This window comes from Pseudoxanthomonas sp. GM95, assembly GCF_900109775.1.
Taxonomy (GTDB): Bacteria; Pseudomonadota; Gammaproteobacteria; order Xanthomonadales; family Xanthomonadaceae; genus Pseudoxanthomonas_A.
In genome coordinates this window covers 584874-605814 of record NZ_FOAX01000003.1, presented here as the reverse complement: position 1 = coordinate 605814, position 20941 = coordinate 584874, and the positions used below count along the sequence as shown (strand labels likewise).

Here is a 20941-nt window from a genome sequence, read left to right as displayed (position 1 = left end):
ACCGATCCGCGGCGGGCCCGCACCCTACAGAAACGGCGAGCCCAGCCGGGCCAGCGCTTCGGGCAGGCGGTTGCGCCAGAGCGAGCGGTTGCGCTCGTTGTGCACGCGGCTGGCGTTGGCGAATTCGCCTTCCAGCAACTCGGCCACGCGCGCGTTGAACGCCGGCTCGCGGAACAGCAGCGCCACTTCGAAGTTCAGGCGGAAGCTGCGATGGTCGAAGTTGGCGCTGCCCAGGATCGCCAGGTTGTCATCGCACAGCAGCGCCTTGGTGTGCAGCATGCGCGGGCCGTATTCGTAGACCTTGACCTTGGCCGCCAGCAGCTCGTCGAAGTACGAGCGCGCGGCGAAAGTCACCAGTTTGGAATCGCTCTGCTTGGGCACCAGCAGGCGCACGTCCAGTCCGGCCAGCGCGGCCGAGGTCAGCGCCATCATCGCTGCCTCGCCGGGGACGAAATACGGCGTCACCAGCCACACGCGTTCGGTGGCCTCGTGGATGGCGCCGACCTGCAGGCGATGGATGGCTTCCCAGTCCGAATCGGGGCCGGAGGTCAGCACCTGCACCGCGATGTCGCCGTGTGGACGCTCCACATTGGGCGGCCACAGCGTGGTGCCCTTGAAGTGCTCGCGCTTGTGGCCGCTGGCGTAGATCCAGTCCTCGACGAACACCTGCTGCAGGCCACGCACGATCTCGCCCTCCAGGCGCATGTGCAGGTCGCGGTAGGCGTTGGGATTGAGGCCGTCGTTTTCCTCATCGGTGATGTTGATGCCGCCGGCGAAGGCGACGGTGCCATCGATCACCGCGATCTTGCGGTGCGTGCGCAGGTTCACCCACGGCCGGGTGAAGGGCCGGAACTGGGTCGGGTGGAACCAGCACTGCTGGCAGCCGGCCTCCAGCAGCGGCTTGAGGAAGCGCTTGTTGAGCTTGCCTGCACCCACCGCATCGACCAGCAGGCGCACGTGGACGCCGGCCTTGGCGCGCTCGATCAGCGCATCGCGGATGCGCGTGCCGGTGCGGTCGCGCTCGAAGATGTAGTACTCCAGGTGCACGTGGTTGCGCGCCTGGCCGATCGCTTCGACCAGGGCGTCGTAGGTCGCGGCGCCATCGACCAGCAGGTCCACGCGCGTGGCCGAGGAGGGCGGCAGGCCGGTGACCGCCTGGCCGAGCAGCGACAGCTCGGTGCAGATTTCGGTGGGCGGGCAGGCCGCGTCGTAAGCATCCATGCCGTCGCGCGAACGATGACGGCGCAGGCGCTGGCGCTTGATCTTCTGCGGACCCAGCAGGAAGTAGATCAGGAAACCCAGATAGGGCAGGGCGGCCAGCGATAGCACCCAACTGACCGTGGCCACCGGCTCGCGCTTCTGCAGGATGATCCAGCCGCCCAGCACCAGCAGGTAGGCCAGCCAGGCAGCGGTGAGATAGGTCTTGAGATGCGGAATATCCGCGATGTCGTGCCAGAACGTGGCGAGCAGGGCGAGCATGACCGGATTTTAGAGGCTGCGATGTGATGTCGCGTCGATTGAGACGCACGCCGATTACGCTGGTGCGATGGGCGAGGCGATCAAAGGACGCGGTTCGACCGGCTGGCTGCCGGGACGCTTCGCCGTGACCACGGCGCACGCCGCCGATGATGGCTGGCACGAGCGCGACGCAGAAGGCGAGATGGACGTGCTGCCACGCACCCAGGTCACCGAGGAGCGCGCGCGCAGCATCATCAGCCGCAACAGTTCGCCGGACCTGCCGTTCTCGCAGACGCTCAATCCGTATCGCGGGTGCGAGCACGGCTGCAGTTACTGTTTTGCGCGGCCCACGCACGCGTATCTGGACCTGTCGCCGGGCCTGGACTTCGAAACTAGGCTCTACGCCAAGACCAACGCGCCCGAAGTGCTGCGCCGCGAGCTGGCCAAGCCCGGCCACCAGGTCACCCCGATTTCGCTGGGCATCAACACCGATGCCTACCAGCCACTCGAGCGCCGCTTGAAGCTGACCCGCCAGCTCATCGAGGTGTTCGCCGAAACCCGGCATCCCTTCACCCTGATCACCAAGAACGCGCTGATCGAACGCGACCTGGACCTGCTGGCGCCGCTCGCCGCACGCAACCTGGTGCATGTCGCGTTCTCGATCACCTCGCTGGATAACCAACTGTCGGCCAAGCTGGAGCCCCGCGCTTCGGCGCCGCATGCGCGGCTGCGTGCGATGAAGGCGCTGAGCGAGGCGGGCGTGCCGGTGGGCGTGATGTTCGCGCCGGCCATTCCCTGGGTGAACGACGCGCACCTGGAGGGCGTGCTGGAAGCGGCGCGCGAGGCCGGTGCGCGGTCGGCCGGTTATGTGCTGCTGCGGCTTCCGCACGAAGTGGCGCCGCTGTTCCGTGACTGGCTGGCCACGCATCTGCCCGATCGCGCCGCACACGTGATGAGCACCGTGCAGCAGCTGCGCGGCGGTAAGGATTACGACAGCACTTTCGGCAGCCGCATGCGCGGGCAGGGCGTGTACGCCGATCTGCTGGAGCGACGCTTTGCCCTGGCCAGAAAGCGCTTGGGGTACGACGGGGAACGCTGGCCGGCGCTGGATTGCACGCAGTTCATCGCGCCGCGCAAGCCTTCGCCGCAAGGCGAGTTATTTTGAACTTGTCTCTTGGCGTGGCAGCGATGTCTTGATGCTTTTGTGGGAGCCGCTTCAGCGGCGATGTGGCTTCACCAGGAAAGCTTCATCGCTGCTGAAGCAGCTCCCACAAGGGCGGCGCCCACACGCGATGAAGCAGCAGCGCTCATTGAAAACAAGAACGGCGCCGTGAGGCGCCGTTCCCGATCAAGCGATTGCTAGGCTGCAATTACATCTTGCTGCCGACCATCAGCTTGCTGGCGTCGACCTTCTTGACGCCTTCGATGGCCTTGGCCTTGGCGACGGTGCGGTCCTTCTCGGCCTGGGTGGCGGCATGGCCGCTCAGCCAGACCACGCCGTCCTTGGTCTCTACCGAGACGTCGGTACCGGACACGCCCTTGCTGGCCAGCAGGTCGGACTTCACCTTGGTGGTGATCCAGGTGTCGGTGCCGGGCTGGCTGGACTCCACCATCTCCTTGTCGCCGGCGTGGGTCGTGGACTGGGCCATGGCCGGCGCGGCGACCACGCCCAGCGAAAACAGGGCGGCGAATAGCAGCGAGGTGCGTTGGGTTTTCATGGTGAGCTCCTTGGCAGAGCGTTGAGGTGGGCGCACCGTGACGCGTTGCCAGTTGGGCCGCAGTGAGGGGAAACGCTTGCGCGCCATCGCGCCGATTGAACGAATCGTGCGCGCGCCCCTCACCTCCACCGCAAACCCTTATGCCAGGCCGGGTTCGTCCAGGCGCAGGGTCAGGCACTTGGCTGAACCGCCCGCCTTGAGGAACTCGTCCAGCGGGGTTTCGCGCACGCGGTAGCCAGCGCGTTCCAGCTGCGCGCGCAGTGTCGGCGAAGCGCGGTTGAGGATCACCACGTTGTCCAGGTTGACCGCGTTGCAGGCGAAGGCCAGCGCGTCTTCTTCCGAGACCGCGATGCGCTTGTCTTCGGGCACGCGCGCGGCGATGGCGGCCAGCGCGGCTTCGTCGAACGCAGCGGGGAAGTACAGCAGGTGGCCGCCGGACAGCGGGCACAGGCAGGTGTCCAGGTGATAGAAGCGCGGGTCGACCAGGCGCAGCGGCACCACTTCGATATCCAGCAGTGCGTGCAGCGCGCCAGCCGCACGCGCATCGCTGCGATGGCCGTAGCCGAACCACAGGCGCGCGGCGGCGCGGTCGAGCAGCGCATCGCCGGCGCCTTCGAATTCGATCCCGTCCAGCAGGTCCACGTCGAAGCGCTGGCCGGAGAACCAGCGGGTGAAGTGGGCTTCCTCGCCGGCGCGTTCGGCGTGGCGGAAGCGGCTGGGCACGGCGACGTCGCGGTAAACCAGGCCGGCGTTAGCGGTGAACACCATGTCCGGCAGGCCGGCGACATGGTCGATCAGCTCCACATCGGCGGCATCTGCCACCAGTGCGCGCAGGTCGTTCCACTGACGCGCGGCGCGATCGCGGTCGGCTTGGTCGCGGTTGCCGGTCATCCAGGGATTGATGTCGTATTCCACCGAGAAATGGGTGGGCGGGCACATCAGGACGCGGGGACGGGGCGAAGTCGACATGGCGGCAGGCAGTTCGTGAGTGGCGTTATGTCATGCTAGGCCGCGCGCAAAACAGCAAGAAGCACGCAGATCGCCATTGTTTTGCGTAAACCTGTCATTTCGATGACAGCTGCTGGCGGATCGCCAGCAGCTTCGTGATTGCCGCCCGGAACCGCCATGGCCGACGCCCTTGATTCGCTGGACCAGGATCTCATCGCCTTGTTACGGGCCGACAGTCGTACCCCGGCCGCCCTGCTGGCCAAGCAGCTCAAGGTCTCGCGCAGCACCGTGCAGAACCGCATCGCACGGCTGCAGCGCAGCGGCCTGCTGCTGGGTTTCACCGTCCGCCTGTCCAGCGAGACCGGCCTGCACGGCGTGCGCGCGATCACCCAGGTTGAAGTGCGCGGTGGCGCCACCGACAAGGTCGTAGCCGCATTGCGGCGCCTGCCGGAAGTGGTGAGCGTCTATTCCACCAACGGCCGTTGGGACCTGGTGGCTGAAGTGCGCACCGAAGACCTGGCCGGCTTCGACCAGGCGCTGCGGCGCCTGCGCGATATCGAAGGCATCGCCTCATCGGAAACCAGCCTGCTGCTGGCCGAGCAGCGCTGAAGTTCAGCGCTATGCGTTGCGGCGCAGGCGCGCGAGACGGCGCGCCTTGTGCCCGGCCATCCACACCAGCTGGCGTCGGGCGCGAACTTGGCCGATGCACAGCCAGGCCACCAGCCCTACGAAACAGACGTATCTGCCGGGACCATGGCCGAAGGCTTGCGGCAGCACGAAGCCGGTCGCCACGACACCCAGGCCAAGCCAGGCCCACGGCGAGCGCTGCAGCTGATGCTGCAACGCTTCCTGCTTCATCTCATAGACCAGCGGTACGGGCAGGTGCAAGCGCGCGACCAGCTGCGAGATTAGGCGGCGCCGCCACTTGGGGAGATCGTGGGCGCGCAGGTGCGGGGAAGGGGACACGTCCATGTCAGGTTCCTTGGTGAGCGGTCTCAGGATGCCACGGCGGTGCGACGTGCGCGGAGGCGACGTACCGACAGCGGCAGCAGGATCAAGCCCGCGGCACCATCGGCCAGCAGCAGCCATTCGCGGGAATCCAGTGCGCTATGGGCAAGGCCGATCGCGCATAGCGCCAGCAGCGACAGGGCCAAGAGAAAAACAAGCAGAGCAAACGTTCGCATCAGCATGGGAGGCGTTCCTTTCCGTGGAAGTACGCGAGGAAGATCAGCGCGCGAGGGCACGCTGGCGTCGCAGGACCTTCAGGCCCAGCAGGATCACGACGATGCCCGCCACGCCGATCGCCGTCATCAGCGCATCGCGGCTTTCGGTCACGTGGCCAGCCGCCGGCGTGTTGAGCAGGCGGGGCAACACGCCACTTGCGAGCAGCAGCGCGCCGGTGCCGAGCAGCGCCGGACCCTGCCACTGAGGCTGCCCGCCATCGACGCGCGACTGCCAGGGCTGCTTTCGTTCGCCAAAGCGGCGCGCCAGGCGGGCCAGGGTCACGCCGCTGGCGAGCATCAGCGTGGTCCACGCGAACAGGATCCAGCCCGGCACCTGGCCCAGGTCGATGATCCGGTAGCTGGCCATCAGCACCGCGGCGCACTCCAGCACCATCAGCACGCCCAGTGCCATGCCGTGCACGCCACCGCGCCCGGCGCACCACAGCGCCAGCGTGGCATTGACCAGCAGGCTGGCCAGGCCGGTGCCCAGCAGCGCGATGAAATACACCGGCGGCGCGCCACGCAGAGCGCCGTAGGTGGACATCAAGACGATGGCGATCAGCGTGCTGGTGCCCATGCGTTCCAGCAGCTGCTGGACCAGGTCATGGGCGCGGGTGGAGCCGCTGGCCTGGCCAGGCAGCAGCGCCAGTTCGTACAGGCCCAGCTCCGGCTTGCGGAACAGCATCCACATGCGGGTCAGCGCGCTGGCCGGCATCATGGCGACCATGATCGAGGGCATGAAGAACGTGACGACGCGAGCGCCATGGTCCGCATCGCGGCCACTGCTGCTCAGCCACAGTGCCATCAGCGCGACCAGCCACAGGTGGCCGAGCAGCAGCGCACGTAGGGTGGGTTTGCCGATCGCCGGGCCCAGCGCGACGCCCATGACCGCGCGGTTGCGGTGACGTGCGGGCAGCGCAAGGGCGGGCGGGATGTTGCCGCCGAGCCAGCCGACGGTCTGCTGCTGGCGCATCTGCTCGACCGAGAACGCCCCGGTGCCGGTCTGCAGGGTGATGGCGATCGGCCGTAGCCACTGGGCGGTCGGCGCACCACGCCGGAACAGCGGCCACCAGCACAGGACGACCAGCACGCAGAGTAACGGCGGGGCGGCCATGGCCATCGCGTCGTTCCACGCCGGCAGGTCGAGGTGCAGGCCGAGCAGCGCGGCGATTTTCAGCCCGATGCCCAGCGGCAGCATGGCCAGCATCAGCACCGGCGGCACGCTGGTCAGCAGCACCGAGCCCAGCATGATCATGGTCAGAATCCACATGCTGGACAGGACACTGGCGTGGTCCAGCCAGGCCCAGGCCAGCGCGGGCAGCAGCACGGTGACGATCCAGGCCGGCAGCAGCAGCCTGGCAAGCGTGGACCACACCCGCGGCAGCAGCATGCGGTGCATCTGCCAGGCGGTGCCAAGCAGGTGCCCGCTCATCAGCATCCACCAGAAGGCGATGCCGAAGCCGCTGAGCAGCAGGTGCAGCATGTGGTTGGGCACGGGGACCAACGCCGCGCCCACGTTGAACACCAGCCACAGCGCGTGGACCAGCCAGGTGCCGGCATGGCGGTTGGCGATCACCGTGGCCGGCAGCGTCAGCGGATGCGCGCTCATCCGGCGATCTCCACGAACAGATCCTCCAGCCCCAGCGGCTCGCACTGCACCCCGGGCCGCTGCGCCAGCTGCGCGCTGGTGTGGCCATCGTCCATCAGCACCAGGGCGATGCCGCCATCGCCGAGCGCGCGCCGGGCCAGCTCGCCCGGCAGGCGCTCGGGTAGGGCCGCAACGCCTGCCGCCGGCACGTGCACGCGGGCGATGGTTTCTTTGGCCGCGTCGATGTCGGTGTGCAGCAGCAGCCGGCCTTCGTGCAGGAAGGCCACGTGCGAGGCCACACGCTCCAGGTCGGACACGATGTGGGTGGAGAACAGCACGCTGCCGCCTTCCTCGCCGGCGTGGGCGACGATCTCGCGCAGCAGCTGGCGGCGCGCGACCGGGTCCAGCGCCGCGGCCGGTTCGTCCAGGACCAGCAGGGCAGGGCGCGGCGCCAGCGCGCGCACGATTGCCAGGCGCTGGGTTTCGCCGGGCGAAAGCTTGGCCAGCACCTTGTCCGCGCGGATGTCCCAACGCGCCAGCAGCGCCTCGGCATGAGCCTGGTCCCAGCCGTCGTAGACCTGGGCCAGGAAGCGCAGCAGCTGGCGCGGGGTCATCCACTGGAAGGCCATCGGCTGCTGCGGCACGTAGCCCAGCCGCTGCTTGACCGCATCGCCCATGCGCAGCGCCGGCTGGCCGAACACCGTCGCCTGGCCGGCATCGGGTTCGGCCAGGCCCAGCAGCAGCTGCAGCAGGGTGCTCTTGCCGGCGCCGTTGCGGCCGATCAGGCCCAGCACCGTGCCCGGTTCCAGCTGCAGCGACAGGTTTTGCAGCACGGTCTGGCGGCCATAGCGCTTGCTCAGGCCTTCGGCGCGCAGGGGCGTCGCCGCGTCGTGGCCGGGCAGGATGGTGGACAGGTGCAGGGCGGGGCTGGTCGAGGACATGCTCAGGATTCCTTGTCGAGCAGGGCGGAGAGCCGGGCCAGGACGGCTTCGGCGGGGAGTTCGAGCTGGCGCGCGTGATGGGCCACGGTCTGCAGCGCCGGATCGAGCAGGGCCAGGCGCGAATCCGGCGAGCCAGCCGCCGCGGCCTGGGCGGCCACTTCCATGCCCTTGCCGCGCTGGCGCAGCAGCAGGCCTTCGGTTTCCAGCAGGCCGTAGGCCTTGGACACGGTCATGGGGTTGATCGCGTGGACCGCGGCCACCTCGCGCACCGAGGGCAGGGTGGCGCCGGCCGGCAGCTGCCCGGCACGGATCAGCCGGCGCAGCTGGTCGACGATCTGGCGGTAGATCGGCACCGCCGAGGCAGGCTGGATCGAGAGCAGGGATGCGTCCATGTGTATCAATACTCTAATACACGCAGGGTGGCGTCAAGTGTTCGGGCGGCGGCACAGGGAGGCATCGCGGGTGCTGTTGTCTGGCGGTCGTTCGCCGCCGCTCGAAGCCGCGGTCCAGCCCCTCCCTTTCGCCGCGGACAAAGGGAGGGGCTGGTCATGGCATCGGATGCTTCTACAGGTGCCAATACTCAGGCGCGCGACGTCTGCTTGAACGACGGCGCGTCCACGCCAGCCGCTCGCTAGTTGCCGTACAACTGCGCCGCCGGCTGGAACAGCGCCCAGCTGGTGGCGATGTACTTGTCGCCGCCCACGGGGCGGTTGCCGCGGTGGGTGTGAGTAAAGGCAGTCGGGGCGATCAGCAGGCTGCCGGTGCGAGGGGCGATCTTGCGCTGCTGGTGGAAGAACTCGGTTTCGCCGGCCTGAAAGCCGTCGTTGAGGTAGAGCGTCCACAGCAGGTGGCGGTGCAGGGTCTCGGCGGGCTTGTCCTTGGGATATAGCTCGCAGTGCCAGTAGGGATAGCCGCCTTCGCCGGCGCGATAGCGCTGCAGGTTGATCCGGCCCGGACGCAGCACGGTCATCAGCAGCTGCGACAGGCGCGCGTCCTCCATGTCCAGCATGTCGTCGTAAGTGATCCGGCGCGGGGTTTCGCCCGGCTCGGCGTGCTGCAGCATCACCGGCGCGATCAGGGCGAAGGGATAGCGCCGCAGGTACTGCAGCAGGCCGCGGAACACGGCCTGGTTGAGCGCCTGCTCGACATCGCTCCAGCCGTGCTGGCCGCTGATGCTGATGTCGCTGCTGCGCTTGAGGTCGGGGAAGTGGCCGCCGCCGACCAGGCCGGGATGTTCCTGGCCGCTGGCCTCGAAGCGCTCGATGATGGCCGCGCACGTGGCCGCATCGACCGCGTCGTGGAAGACCTCGATGAAATCGTCTTGCTGCATCCGGCCACGATACCAGCGTGGCGGTGGCGGCTTGGGTGCGTGGCGTTAGTCCGCCTTGGCCTCGGCCAGGGCCGGGGTGCGCCAGCCGGCGCGCACGCCCCACAGGTAGAACACCACGCCGACCACGGCCACGACCAGCAGGTCGGCGCCGTAGGGCAGGTAGCCGCGCCCGCCGAAGGTCGTGCTGCCGGCCCACGACAGGAACGCCACCACCGGCAGGTACACCACCAGCCACGCCGCGCCACGGAAGTGGCGGGCGAAGTCATGCCAGCCCTGCTTGCGCTGGTAATAGGCGTAGACCGGCAGGGCCACGCCCATCAGCAGGATGATTTCCCCGGTCAGCGGCCAGCGCGCCCAGTACAGCAGTTCGGTCGCCATCACGAAGGCCACGCCGGCCAGTACTGGCAGGCCGACCAGGCGGAACGGGCGATCCAGCTCCGGCGCGCTGCGGCGCAACGCCATCGCGCTGACCGGGCCGGTCAGGTAGGAAATGATCGTCGCCACCGAGATCACTGCCGCCAGCGTGCCCCACCCGCGGAAGAAGAACAGGAACAGGTAGGACACCACCAGGTTGAACCACATCGCCGGGCGCGGCACGCCCCAGCGCGGGTGCAGGCGGCCCAGCACTGCCGGCATCGTGCCGTTGCGCTGCATCGCGTAGATCATCCGCGAGGTGGTGGCGGTATAGGTGATGCCGGTGCCGCTGGGGCTGATGAAGGCATCCACGTACAGCAGCATCGCCAGCCAGTGCAGGTTGACCAGGATCGCCAGCTCGGCGAACGGCGAGCGGAAATCGATGCCGTGCCAGCCGGCCTTGGCCAGCAGGTCCGGCGGCACCGCGCCCAGGTAGGCGACCTGCAGGATCACGTAGACCACCGTGGCCAGCGCGATCGAGCCCAGCACCGCGAAGGGAATGCTGCGGCCCGGGTTGCGGGCCTCGCCGGCCAGGTTCACCGGGCTCTGGAAGCCGTTGAAGCTGAAGACGATGCCGGCCGTGGCCACCGCGGTCAGCACCGCGGCCAGGTCGATGGTGTGGGCATCGCCGTGGATGCCGACGCCGAAGTTCTCGCTGTGGAAGCCGCTGGCGATCAGCGCCAGGCCCGTGGCCGCCGGCACCACCAGCTTGAACACCGTGATCAGCGTGTTGGAGCGCGCGAACAGCTTGACGCTCCAGAAGTTCAGCAGGAAGTAGACGATCACCAGCACCGCGGCGATCAGCAGGCCGGGCACGGCCAGTTCGCCGTGGCCATCGGGCAGGTGCACGTACAGCGCCTGTGCCCAGGCGTAGGGCCAGGAGGCCATGTACTGGACCGAGGCCTCGGCCTCGACCGGGATCACCGAGACGATCGCGATCCAGTTGGCCCAGCCGGCGATGAAGCCCACCAGCGAGCCGTGCGAATAGTGGCTATAGCGCACCATGCCGCCCGATTCGGGGAACATCGCGCCCAGTTCGGCGTAGGTCAGCGCAATCGTGGTGATGATCGCCGCGCCCATGACCCAGGCCCAGATCGCGCCGGGGCCGGCCAGGCCGGCCGCACGCCAGGCGCCGAACAGCCAGCCCGAGCCGATGATGGAGCCCAGGCCGGTGAGCATCAGGGCGAAAGGGCCGACTTCGCGGCGCGGGGAATATTGGGACATCTGGGGACAACCTGAGCTGGCGCCGCTGACGCGGCCACAAGCGTTCGATTGTCTCAGGAACCTGACGCGGGCGTCAGGTTCCGGTCAGGCGCCGGCGTGGCCGGCGCTTTCAGGTTTCAGGCCTGGGCGTGGTAACGCTCGGCGGCCTCGACCTCGGCGCGCGAGCCCATGAACACCGGCACGCGCTGGTGCAGCTGGTCCGGCTGCAGGTCCAGGATGCGGGCGCGGCCGGTGCTGGCCAGGCCGCCGGCCTGTTCGACCAGCAGGCCCATCGGGTTGGCCTCGTACATCAGGCGCAGCTTGCCGGCCTTGCCCGGGTCCTTCTTGTCCCACGGATAGATGAAGATGCCGCCGCGGGTCAGGATGCGGTGCACGTCGGCCACCATCGAGGCGATCCAGCGCATGTTGAAGTCCTTGCCGCGCGGGCCTTCGCTGCCGGTCAGCAGGTCGTCCACGTAAGCCTGCATCTGCGGCTCCCAGTGGCGCTGGTTGGACATGTTGAGCGCGAATTCCCTGGTCTCGACCGGGATCTGCATGTGGGCCTGGGTCAGCACGAACAGGCCCTGCTCGCGGTCCAGGGTGAAGGCATGGGTGCCGTGGCCGGTGGTCAATACCAGCGTGGTCTGCGGCCCGTAGATGCAGTAACCGGCGGCGACCTGCTGGCGGCCCGGCTGCAGGAAGTCTTCGTCGGTCGGGTTTTCGCTGCGGCCTTCCGGGCAGCGCAGGACCGAGAAGATCGTGCCGACCGAGACGTTGACATCGATATTCGAGCTGCCGTCGAGGGGATCGAACAGCAGCAGGAAGTCGCCCTTCGGATATTCGGCCGGGACCGGCTGGCAGTGGTCCATTTCCTCCGAGGCGCAGGCGGCCAGGTGGCCGCCCCAGGCGTTGGCTTCCAGCAGGATGTCGTTGCTGATCACGTCCAGCTTCTTCTGCGCCTCGCCCTGCACGTTGCCGGTGCCGGCTTCGCCCAGCACGCCGCCCAGCGCGCCCTTGCCCACGGCAATGGAGATGGTGGTGCAGGCGCGGACGACGACCGAGATGGTCTGCCGCAGCTCGGCGCTGATGCGCCCTTCGCGCTGCTCTTCGACCAGGTAACGGGTGAGGGTGACAGGCTGCATCGTGGACGGTGCCTCGTGACGTGGGGGCGGGCATTGTCGCCAATTTCCCGCGTGGCGATGGTGAGCGTGTCTGTGTCGGCCGCAAACGCGGCGTGCGCGGGGCTGACAAGGGCCGGGATCGTGCCGGCCGCTGGCGCGGGCAGTCTGCGCACCTGTGTTGTCGTGCCCGAGCCCTCCGTGCCAGCGCCCGTGTCTTCCATCGCTGCCCGCCCCGCATGAGCGGGGCGCCCGGATCGCGCCGTCCTTCGCTGGGCGAGCGCCTGCTGCATCGCGTGGCGCTGGGCAGCGCGCCGGCGCGCGAACTGGCCTACGACCTGGAGCAGGCGCGCTACGGCCGTGCAGCCGACGTGCTGGCCAGCCCGCAGCCGGTGTTCGTCAGCGGCCTGGCGCGGGCCGGCACCACGGTGCTGATGCGGATGCTGCACGGCACCGGGCACTTCGCCGCGCTGTCGTATCGGGACATGCCGTTCGCCCTGGCGCCCAACACTTGGGCGCGGCTCAGCGGCGGCACGCAGCGCCAGGTGCAGGCGCGCGAGCGCGGCCACGGCGATGGCGTGCTGCACGACCTGGACAGCCCCGAGGCGATCGAGGAAGTGTTCTGGCTGCACCACGAAGGCGAGCGCTACTTGAGTCCGTCCGGGCTGGTGCCGGTGCCGCCGCGCGATGCGACCGTCATCGCCTTCACCCGTTATCTGCGCCTGGTGCAGCTGCGCCACGGCCGGCCGCGCTATCTGTCCAAGAACAACAACAACCTGCTGCGCCTGCCGGCGCTGCTGCAGTCGGCGCCCGACGCCACGTTGCTGCATCCGTTCCGCGATCCGCTGCAGCAGGCCGCTTCGCTGCGCGCGCAGCATCGGCGTGCCTGCGCGCTGGCGGCCGACGATCCGTTCCGCGTGCGCTACATGGGCTGGTTGGGGCATCACGAATTCGGCGCCGACCAGCGTCCGTTCCTGCTGGCTGGCGCGCCGCTGCAATCGCTGTCGCGCGATCACCTCGACTACTGGTTGCAGCTGTGGAGCAGCGTGTACGCGCACCTGCTGACCCAGCCGCCGCAGGTGCGCCAGCGCCAGGTGTTCATCGATTACGACCTGTTGGCCGGGCAGCGCACGCGGTTCGCCGCGCGCCTGGGCCAGCACCTGGGGCTGGACGCGCCGGTGCCGATGGAGGACTTCCAGCCCGCGCCGCTGCGGATGCCGGGCCAGGGCCCCAGCGCGGCGCTGGACCAGGCGCTGGCCGTGCATGCGCGGCTGCGTCGCCACGCGCTGGCGTGGCTGGACGCCGACGCGCGGCTCAGATCACCCGCAGCGTGATCGCCTTGAGCACCGCGCGGGTGCGGTCGCGCGTGCCCAGCTTGTCCAGGATGGTGGAGACGTAGTTCTTCACCGTGCCTTCGGCCAGGAACAGCGTGCGCGCGATCTCCTTGTTGGAATAGCCGCCGGCCAGCAGCCGCAGGATCGCCACCTCGCGCTCGTTGAACGGATCGCTGGGTGCGTCCTGCTCGCGATACTGGAAACGCGCGCGGACCGGATCGGTGCTGACCGGCTGCAGCAGGGTGTCGCCACCGGCGACGCGGGCGATGGCCTCGCGCAGATCCTCGGGCGCGGCGTCCTTGAGCAGGAAGCCCTGCGCGCCGGCCTGGGTCGCGCGTAACAGCAGGTCGCTGTCGTCGAAGGTGGTCAGCAGCATCAGCGGCGTGGCGTTGCCGGCCGCGCGCAGCTGGATCAAGGCCTCGATGCCATCGACGCCGGGCATGCGGATATCGCTCAGGATCACGTCCACCGGCTGGTCGGCGAGCTTGGCGATCAGCTCTGCGCCATCGCCGGCTTCGAACACCACCACGATGCCTTGCTGCTCCAGCAGCGCGCGCAGCCCGGCGCGGACCAGCGCCTGGTCATCGGCCAGGGCAATACGGATGGGAGCGGCGTCGGTCATGCGGGAATCCTGGCGGCGATGCGCAGCGCACCGCGCGGGTTGGTGTCGAGTTCGAGGTGGCCATGCGCGGCGGCGATGCGCTCGCGCATGCCGGACAGGCCGTTGCCTTCGCGTAGGCGCACGCTGCGCTGGCCATCGTCCTCGATCTGCAGCAGCAGCGCATCGCCCTCGCGCGTGAGCTGGACGAAGAGCGTGTCGGCATCGGCATGGCGCGCGGCGTTGGTGAGGGCTTCCTGCACGATGCGCAGCAGGGTCTCGGCCAAGGCCGGATCGGTGACCGTGGCGTCCTGCGCGATGGACAGCTGCAGGGCGGGGCGCGGCATCGGCGCGGCCAGGGCACGCAACGCGGTCTGCAGATCCAACCCGCGCGTATCGCGCAGCGCCTGCACGACCTGGCGGATGTCGTCGAGCAGTTCGCTGGAGAGCTGCTGGGCGATGCGCACCTCGCTGCGCTCCGCCAGGGCCGGATCGCCGGCCAGGGCGCGCAGGTTGAGCTTCATCGCGGTGAGCTTGTGGCCGGCCACGTCGTGCAGCTCGCGCGCCACGCGCAGGCGCTCGGCATCGCGCGCGCTGTCGGCCAGCAGGGCGCGCGTGGCCAGCAGGTCGGCGTTGACCAGGGCCAAGGCGTCGCGGGCCTTCCACGCCGTGCGCGCGTAGTAGCCGATCAATGCCGCAAAGCCCTGGAAGCCCAGGTACACCGCCACGATCAGCCCGGCATTGGTGAAGCCGTTCGCGCGCAGCACGACGTACAGCGCCGCATCCAGCAGCAGCGCCACCACCAGCACCACGCGCGGTGGCCACAGCATCGACAGCTGCGCGACCACCATCACCAGCAGCACCGGCGCGGTGCCCTGGCGCGGCGCCAGCCAGGCCAGGCCGAGTGCGCAGGCCACTTCCAGCAGCACCACCGCGATGCGCCTCGCCGAATATTCCGGCCAGCCATGCTGGCCCACGGTGCAGAGCGCGAACACCGACAGCAGCACCCAGTGCAGCGGCGCGTGTGCGATGTCCTGGTGCAGGAAGGACACGCCCACGGCGGCCACGCTGACCAGGCCGGCCAGGTGCAGGGGCAGGGCGATGCGGCGGACGATCTCGTTCATGGCCACGATGCTGACCGCGACGCTGGCCGCTCCGCAATGGCTGCGCGGCAAGTGGTGACTTCTGGCAGGTCGCGGCGATGACCGCCGGCACCTGATCGGCGATGCATCGCGGCGCAGACTGGATACATCGGGCCCAAGCCCCTGTCGCCAACGAGACCGCCATGCACCTTGACCTGCCGCACCTGCTGTTCTGGATCGCCTGCGCCGCCTGGTGGGCGATGGAAGTGTTCGTCAGCCATCGCCGCCGCAGTGCCGATGATCCCGCCCGCGATGCCGGCACGCTGCGCCTGCTGTGGATCGTGCTGTACGGCGCGATCGCCGTGGCGGTGGTGCTGGCCACGCTTGGCATCGGCCACTGGCCGGCGGGCTGGCAGGCGCCGCTGCTGTGGCTCGGCACCGCGCTGGTGGCCGGCGGACTGGCGTTCCGGATCTGGGCGATCCGCGTGCTGGGTCGCCAGTTCACCGTGGACGTGGGGATCCAGCCCGAGCACGTGCTGATCACCGCCGGGCCGTACCGCGTGCTGCGTCATCCGTCCTATACCGGCGCGCTGGCCTGCTTCTACGGGCTGGGCCTGGGCCTGGGTAGCTGGGCTTCGTTGGCGGTGATGGTGGTGCTGAGCACGGCGGTGTTCCTGCGCCGGATCCAGGTGGAAGAAGGCGTGCTGGCCCAGGCGTTTGGACCGGCGTGGGCCGCTCATGCCAGGCGCACTTGGCGCCTGCTGCCGGGCGTGTGGTGAGCGGGATTGCTTGATTGGTCCGTCCAATCCATTCGGTGAGAGGCGCATTCGACCAAAGCAGGCTTTGCAAAGGCCAGACCAACCGGCGTCTAATGCTGGAATGCATGCCTCAATCGGTCAGACCAAATTTCCCGTGCCGCCCGCCCCGATGCGGGTGGCCGACCGCGTCGCCGCCGAACTGCGCGCGCTTGTCCAGACCTGCGGACTGAAGGCCGGCGACCGCCTGCCGGCCGAACGCGCGCTGGCGCAGGAACTGTCGGTCTCGCGCTCGGCATTGCGTGAGGCCATCGCCCAGCTCGCCAGCCAGGGCCTGCTGGTCAGCCGCGTCGGCGGCGGCACCTACGTCCAGGCGGCGGCGCTGGGCTGGCAGGAGCAGCGCATCGTCGCGCCGCTGAGTGCGCTGGTGCAGGACAACCCGGACTACGCCTTCGACGTGCTGGAGATCCGCCACGCGCTGGAAGGCGAGGCCGCCTGGCAGGCCGCGCTGCGCGCGACCGACGAAGACCGCGCACGCATCGTGGCCTGCTTTGAGGCGATGCAGACCGCGCACGGCCACGGCGACCACCAGGCCGAAGCGCGCGCCGATGCGGCCTTCCATCTGTCCATCGCCGAGGCCTCGCACAACCTGGTGCTGCTGCAGGTCATGCGCGGCCTGTTCGAGCTGCTGCAGGCAAGCATCCGCGAGAGCCGCGAGAAGCTCTACCTGTCGCCCCGCACCTTCGAGCCGCTCTCGCAGCAGCATCGCGCGCTGATGGACGCCATCGTCGCCGGCGATGCCCAACGCGCCCGCGATGCGGCGCAGGCGCACCTGCGCTTCGTCCACACCTCCCTGCGCGCGCTGGACGAAGACCAGGCCCGCCGCCTGCGCGCCGCGCGCCGTCCCGTTGCCGTGGAGACCCCATGATCATTTCCGCCGCCACCGACTACCGCGCCGCGGCCCAAAGCCGGTTGCCGCCGTTCCTGTTCCACTACATCGATGGTGGCGCCTACGCCGAGCACACGCTGCGCCACAACGTGTCGGACCTGTCGGAGATCGCGCTGCGCCAGCGCGTGCTCAAGGACATGTCGGCGCTGGACCTGCGCACCGAACTGTTCGGCGAAAAACTCTCGCTGCCGATCGCACTGGCGCCGGTCGGCCTGACCGGCATGTTCGCCCGCCGAGGCGAGGTGCAGGCCGCGCGTGCGGCGACTTCGCGCGGGATTCCCTTCACCCTGTCCACGGTCTCGGTCTGCCCGATCGAGGAAGTCGCCCCGGCGATCTCGCGGCCGATGTGGTTCCAGCTGTACGTGCTCAAGGACCGCGGCTTCATGCGCAACGCGCTGGAGCGCGCGCAGGCCGCCGGCGTGACCACCCTGGTGTTCACCGTGGACATGCCCACGCCGGGCGCGCGCTACCGCGATGCGCACTCGGGCATGAGCGGGCCCAACGCGCCGCTGCGCCGGATGTGGCAGGCCGCCACGCACCCGCGCTGGGCCTGGGACGTGGGCCTGCACGGCAAGCCGCACGACCTGGGCAACGTCTCGGCCTATGTGGGCAAGCCGACTGGGCTGGAGGACTACATCGGCTGGCTGGGGGCGAACTTCGACCCGGCGATCTCGTGGAAGGACCTGGAGTGGATCCGCGAATTCTGGAAGGGCCCGATGGTGATCAAGGGCATCCTCGATCCGGACGACGCGCGCGATGCGGTACGTTTCGGCGCCGACGGCATCGTGGTCTCCAACCATGGCGGCCGCCAGCTCGATGGCGTCTTGTCTTCGGCCCGCGCGATGCCGGCCATTGCCGATGCGGTGAAGGGCGACATCAAGATTCTGGCCGACTCGGGCATTCGCACCGGCCTGGACGTGGTGCGCATGCTCGCGCTGGGCGCCGATGCGGTGCTGCTGGGCCGCGCCTGGATCTACGCATTGGCCACCGCGGGCGAGGCCGGCGTGGCGCATCTGCTGGACCTGATCGAAAAGGAAATGCGCGTGGCAATGGTGCTGACCAGCTCACGCACGATCGCCGATATCGGCCCGCAGTCGCTGGTGCCGCGCGCGCAGCTTTGATTCGGATCAGGTTTGAAGCTTGTTGTGGGAGCTGCTCCCACAAAACCTCAGCCGCTCATCAGGCAACAAAAAAGCGCCGGCAATGCCGGCGCTTTTTTATTCCGCGATGTCCCCGATCACACCGGGGACACGCGAAAGCCTCAGCCCTTGACCACCGCGGCGATCGCCTGGGCCACGCGGTCCAGGTTGTTGGCATTGAGCGCGGCCACGCAGATGCGGCCGGAGGTGATGGCGTAGATGGCGTGTTCTTCGCGCAGCTTCTCCACCTGGTCCTTGGTCAGGCCTGAGTAGCTGAACATGCCCGCCTGCTTGGCGATGAAGCTGAAATCGCCGGCGCCGGCTTCTTCCAGCTTCTGCACCAGGCCCGCGCGCAGGCTGTGGATGCGCTCGCGCATCGCGGTCAGCTCGGTTTCCCAGTCGCTGCGCAGCTCGGGGTTGTTGAGCACGCCGGCCACCAGCGCCGCACCGTGGGTCGACGGGCTGGAGTAGATGGTGCGGATGATGCGCTTGACGTGCGACTGCACCGCCTTGGTCTGCTCGGCGGTGGCGGCCACGATGGTCAGCGCGCCGACGCGCTCGCCGTACAGCGAGAACGACTTGGAGTACGAGCTGGCGACGATGAAATCGGTGATGCCGGCCTCGACCACGACCTGGATCGCGGCGGCGTCTTCGGCGATGCCCTTGTCGAAGCCCTGGTAGGCCATGTCGATGAACGGGAACAGGTCGCCGTCCTTCAACACCTGCGCCACTTCCTTCCACTGCGCGACGGTCAGGTCGGCGCCGGTCGGGTTGTGGCAGCACGCGTGCAGCAGCACGGTGGTCTTGGGCTTGAGCGCCTTCAGGTCGGCGAGCATGCCGGCGAAGTCCACGCCGTGGCTGGCGGCGTCGAAGTAGGTGTACTCGTTGACCTCGAAGCCGGCGGCCTCGAACACCGCGCGGTGGTTTTCCCACGACGGGCGGCTCAGGGCCAGGGTGGCGTGCGGCAGCAGCTTGCGCAGCACCTCGGCGCCAACGCGCAGCGCACCGCTGCCGCCCACGGTCTGGGTGGTGGCGACGCGGCCGGCCTTCAGCAGCTCCGAATCCTTGCCGAACAGCAGCTCGCGGGTGGCCTGGGTGTAGGCCGGCAGGCCGTCGATCGGCAGGTAGCCGCGCGGCTTGGCTTCCAGCGCCAGCGCTTCTTCGACCTTGGCCACGGCTTTGAGCAGCGGGATGCGACCGGACTCGTCGTAGTAGATGCCCACGCCCAGGTTGACCTTGCCCGGACGGGTATCGTGGTTGTAAGCCTCGGTCAGGCCCAGGATGGGATCGCCCGGGACCTGTTCAACGGATGCAAAAGAAGACACGGCGTGACTCGATGTGGCGGGAGAAAGAGGGCGCGCGGCAGGCGCGTCTTCCGCCGCCAGCGCAGGGCGCCGGGGCGGAAAAATGGGGTGCAATCGTAACAGGCACAGCCCGGGCAAACCCAGCAGCGGCGCGGCTTTGTGTCCCAGTAGATGGTTGCAGGCGACAACGTTCAGCCAACAGTGGCCTGGTGCCGTCGCCATTGAAGCCGCGCGCGGCCACGACCACACTGGTTGACCCTGCTTTCGCCTGCCCGGAGCCCTTGGCCATGCACTTCCTGCTGATCTACGACACCGCGCCGGATTACCTGGCCCGCCGCGGGCAATTCCGCCGCGCGCATCTGGCGTATGCACAGGCTGCGGTGGCACGTGGCGAACTTGTCCTGGGCGGCGCGGTGGGCGAGCCGGCCGACAGCGCGCTGCTGTTGTTCCAGGGCGACAGCGACGCGGCCGCGCGCGCCTTCGCCCAGGACGATCCGTACGTGCGCAACGGCGTGGTGGTGGGCTGGACGGTCAAGCCCTGGGCGACGGTGGTCGGCGCCTCGGCCAGCCAGCAGGTGACGCTGGACTGAGGCCGGCACACGGCGCGCATGTCGCGGTTTTAGACTGCGCTCCTCACTTGTCTTGCCGCGAGCGATTGCATGGACACCGCCAACCTGGTCTGGGGGATGCTGTTCGGCGCCATTGGCGGCGGCTACATGGTCTATGGCGTTCGCCAGAAGATGCTGATGCCGGCGTTGTGTGGATTGGCGCTGGGGTTGTTTACGTGGTTTGTGGATAGCGCTTGGGTGACGGTGTTGATTGGCGCTGTGTTGATGGCGGGGCCGTATTTCTTTCGGTTCTGACGCGCGCCGCTTTTTGCTTTTGATGCTTTGAAGCGCAGAGCTTTCGTGCGGCTTCGCCGCCCGACCTACTTTCTTTGCTTGTGCAAAGAAAGCTAGGCAAAGAAACACACTCCGGGCGACACGCCCGCTGCGCGGGTTCGCTACGGGATGAGGGATTTTTGGATGGGACATCCTGTCCCGTCCAAAAACGATGCACATCCATGTGCATCGCCCTGCGGGTTTTTACCTCATCCCTTCGCCGTGCCTCACGGAGATCTGAAAGCGCAAGCAAGAGCAGCATCGCGCGTAGTGCCGATGTTGATTTTGCTGTTGCTTCGCTCTTGATTTCAGCGCCTTTAAAGCGAGCCGAGCACCGGAGTTGGAAACGGCCGAAGAGGCGCGCGTGTCTGAGCGAAGCGAGTTTGCGCGCCGTGCCGTTTCCGGCGAGGAGCACAGGGCACCGCCGCATCGCGGCGGCGAGTGTCAGGCGCTGGCGGTTTTGCTTCCTTTTGCCAAGACAAAAGGAAGACGCGCCGCGCAGCGGCGTGGAAGCTCTGCTTTGCTAGAAACCTGCCCGGCAGCAAGGCGTAGTTCGAACGAGAAAGAGAAGATCAAACTTTCCCCTCCACCTTCAGCGCCTCGAACTCCTCATCCGTAAACAACCGCGAGCGCACCAGGAAGCGCACCCCCTCGCCATTCTCCAGCGAGAACATCCCCCCACGCCCCGGCACCACGTCGATGATCAGCTGCGTGTGCTTCCAGTATTCGAACTGCGAGGCGCTGATGTAGAACGCCGCCCCGCCGATCTCGCCCAGCTGCACGTCGTGGTCGCCGACGATGAAATCGTCGGTGGGGAAACACATCGGCGAGGAGCCATCACAACAACCGCCGGACTGGTGGAACAGCACCGGTCCGTGGCGTCCGCGCAGCTTGTCCACCAGCTGCAGGGTGGGGATGGTGGCGATGACCTGACGGGTGTCCATGGTGATCTCCTCGT

23 protein-coding genes are annotated in these 20941 nt (G+C 68.4%); 8 read left to right on the top strand and 15 right to left on the bottom strand.

What is annotated here, in order from left to right; genetic code table 11:
- Positions 1–24 precede the first annotated feature (24 nt).
- Positions 25–1479: a cardiolipin synthase gene (gene cls, locus BMZ17_RS17465; RefSeq protein WP_093141765.1), complete on the bottom strand. Its 1455-nt coding sequence runs from the start codon at positions 1477–1479 to the stop codon at positions 25–27.
- Between the two features lie 67 nt (positions 1480–1546).
- Between cls and BMZ17_RS17460 the strand changes: the two genes are divergently transcribed.
- Positions 1547–2623 (top strand): PA0069 family radical SAM protein, encoded by a 1077-nt coding sequence (locus BMZ17_RS17460; protein WP_093141761.1) that lies wholly within the window; start codon positions 1547–1549, stop codon positions 2621–2623.
- A 205-nt stretch (positions 2624–2828) separates the two neighbouring features.
- Here BMZ17_RS17460 and BMZ17_RS17455 read toward each other — a convergent pair whose 3' ends face one another.
- Both BMZ17_RS17455 and BMZ17_RS17450 read right to left on the bottom strand, forming a co-directional pair.
- Positions 2829–3176: a BON domain-containing protein gene (locus BMZ17_RS17455; protein WP_093142373.1), complete on the bottom strand. Its 348-nt coding sequence runs from the start codon at positions 3174–3176 to the stop codon at positions 2829–2831.
- Between the two features lie 138 nt (positions 3177–3314).
- On the bottom strand, positions 3315–4145 hold the full coding sequence (locus BMZ17_RS17450) for a dimethylarginine dimethylaminohydrolase family protein (RefSeq protein WP_093141757.1): 831 nt from the start codon (positions 4143–4145) through the stop codon (positions 3315–3317).
- 156 nt (positions 4146–4301) lie between these two features.
- On the opposite strand from BMZ17_RS17450, the gene BMZ17_RS17445 reads away from it, so the two are divergent.
- Positions 4302–4733 carry an Lrp/AsnC family transcriptional regulator gene (locus BMZ17_RS17445; RefSeq protein ID WP_093141753.1) on the top strand — a complete coding sequence of 144 codons (432 nt, stop codon included), beginning with the start codon at positions 4302–4304 and terminating at the stop codon, positions 4731–4733.
- Positions 4734–4742: 9 nt separating this feature from the next.
- Here BMZ17_RS17445 and BMZ17_RS17440 read toward each other — a convergent pair whose 3' ends face one another.
- The 8 genes from BMZ17_RS17440 to BMZ17_RS17410 form a co-directional block, all read right to left on the bottom strand.
- Complete coding sequence (locus BMZ17_RS17440) at positions 4743–5096, bottom strand: hypothetical protein (protein ID WP_093141750.1); 354 nt, start codon at positions 5094–5096, stop codon at positions 4743–4745.
- A gap of 23 nt (positions 5097–5119) precedes the next feature.
- On the bottom strand, positions 5120–5314 hold the full coding sequence (locus BMZ17_RS21050; protein WP_139202996.1) for a hypothetical protein: 195 nt from the start codon (positions 5312–5314) through the stop codon (positions 5120–5122).
- Between the two features lie 37 nt (positions 5315–5351).
- Positions 5352–6956, bottom strand: coding sequence for a hypothetical protein (locus BMZ17_RS17435; RefSeq protein ID WP_093141747.1), 1605 nt, complete (start codon positions 6954–6956; stop codon positions 5352–5354).
- Complete coding sequence (locus BMZ17_RS17430) at positions 6953–7876, bottom strand: ABC transporter ATP-binding protein (RefSeq protein WP_093141744.1); 924 nt, start codon at positions 7874–7876, stop codon at positions 6953–6955. The genes BMZ17_RS17435 and BMZ17_RS17430 overlap by 4 nt, the downstream gene beginning before the upstream one ends.
- A gap of 2 nt (positions 7877–7878) precedes the next feature.
- Positions 7879–8268: a GntR family transcriptional regulator gene (locus BMZ17_RS17425; RefSeq protein WP_093141741.1), complete on the bottom strand. Its 390-nt coding sequence runs from the start codon at positions 8266–8268 to the stop codon at positions 7879–7881.
- Positions 8269–8507: 239 nt separating this feature from the next.
- On the bottom strand, positions 8508–9206 hold the full coding sequence (locus BMZ17_RS17420; RefSeq protein WP_093141738.1) for a 2OG-Fe(II) oxygenase: 699 nt from the start codon (positions 9204–9206) through the stop codon (positions 8508–8510).
- 45 nt (positions 9207–9251) lie between these two features.
- A complete protein-coding gene (locus BMZ17_RS17415; protein WP_093141735.1) occupies positions 9252–10844 on the bottom strand; it encodes an APC family permease in 1593 nt (530 codons plus the stop codon).
- Positions 10845–10960: 116 nt separating this feature from the next.
- Positions 10961–11965: a class 1 fructose-bisphosphatase gene (locus tag BMZ17_RS17410; protein ID WP_093141732.1), complete on the bottom strand. Its 1005-nt coding sequence runs from the start codon at positions 11963–11965 to the stop codon at positions 10961–10963.
- A 215-nt stretch (positions 11966–12180) separates the two neighbouring features.
- Here BMZ17_RS17410 and BMZ17_RS17405 point away from each other — a divergent pair, with 215 nt between their 5' ends.
- On the top strand, positions 12181–13275 hold the full coding sequence (locus tag BMZ17_RS17405) for a sulfotransferase (RefSeq protein ID WP_093141729.1): 1095 nt from the start codon (positions 12181–12183) through the stop codon (positions 13273–13275).
- Here the strand turns inward: BMZ17_RS17405 and BMZ17_RS17400 are convergent.
- On the bottom strand, positions 13256–13897 hold the full coding sequence (locus BMZ17_RS17400; protein WP_093141726.1) for a response regulator: 642 nt from the start codon (positions 13895–13897) through the stop codon (positions 13256–13258). The two genes, BMZ17_RS17405 and BMZ17_RS17400, sit on opposite strands and share 20 nt — an antisense overlap.
- Positions 13894–14997, bottom strand: a complete 1104-nt coding sequence (locus tag BMZ17_RS17395; RefSeq protein WP_093141723.1) for a sensor histidine kinase — start codon at positions 14995–14997, stop codon at positions 13894–13896. The genes BMZ17_RS17400 and BMZ17_RS17395 overlap by 4 nt, the downstream gene beginning before the upstream one ends.
- Positions 14998–15158: 161 nt before the next feature.
- Between BMZ17_RS17395 and BMZ17_RS17390 the strand changes: the two genes are divergently transcribed.
- The 3 genes from BMZ17_RS17390 to lldD all read left to right on the top strand — a co-directional run bounded on the left by BMZ17_RS17390 (position 15159) and on the right by lldD (position 17780).
- Positions 15159–15734: a methyltransferase family protein gene (locus tag BMZ17_RS17390; protein ID WP_254775418.1), complete on the top strand. Its 576-nt coding sequence runs from the start codon at positions 15159–15161 to the stop codon at positions 15732–15734.
- Between the two features lie 148 nt (positions 15735–15882).
- Complete coding sequence (gene lldR, locus BMZ17_RS17385) at positions 15883–16638, top strand: transcriptional regulator LldR (protein WP_093141717.1); 756 nt, start codon at positions 15883–15885, stop codon at positions 16636–16638.
- The gene (gene lldD / locus BMZ17_RS17380) at positions 16635–17780 is read left to right on the top strand and encodes an FMN-dependent L-lactate dehydrogenase LldD (RefSeq protein WP_093141714.1); all 1146 of its coding nucleotides are present in this window, start codon (positions 16635–16637) and stop codon (positions 17778–17780) included. The genes lldR and lldD overlap by 4 nt, the downstream gene beginning before the upstream one ends.
- 140 nt (positions 17781–17920) lie before the next feature.
- Here lldD and BMZ17_RS17375 read toward each other — a convergent pair whose 3' ends face one another.
- Positions 17921–19123 (bottom strand): amino acid aminotransferase, encoded by a 1203-nt coding sequence (locus BMZ17_RS17375; protein ID WP_093141711.1) that lies wholly within the window; start codon positions 19121–19123, stop codon positions 17921–17923.
- A 266-nt stretch (positions 19124–19389) separates the two neighbouring features.
- Between BMZ17_RS17375 and BMZ17_RS17370 the strand changes: the two genes are divergently transcribed.
- Together BMZ17_RS17370 and BMZ17_RS17365 are read left to right on the top strand one after the other, a co-directional pair.
- Positions 19390–19692, top strand: a complete 303-nt coding sequence (locus BMZ17_RS17370) for a YciI-like protein (protein WP_093141708.1) — start codon at positions 19390–19392, stop codon at positions 19690–19692.
- Between the two features lie 69 nt (positions 19693–19761).
- The gene (locus BMZ17_RS17365; RefSeq protein WP_093141705.1) at positions 19762–19965 is read left to right on the top strand and encodes a hypothetical protein; all 204 of its coding nucleotides are present in this window, start codon (positions 19762–19764) and stop codon (positions 19963–19965) included.
- Between the two features lie 590 nt (positions 19966–20555).
- On the opposite strand, the gene BMZ17_RS17360 is transcribed toward BMZ17_RS17365, so the two are convergent.
- Positions 20556–20927 carry a DUF779 domain-containing protein gene (locus tag BMZ17_RS17360; protein ID WP_093141701.1) on the bottom strand — a complete coding sequence of 124 codons (372 nt, stop codon included), beginning with the start codon at positions 20925–20927 and terminating at the stop codon, positions 20556–20558.
- Positions 20928–20941 lie beyond the last annotated feature (14 nt).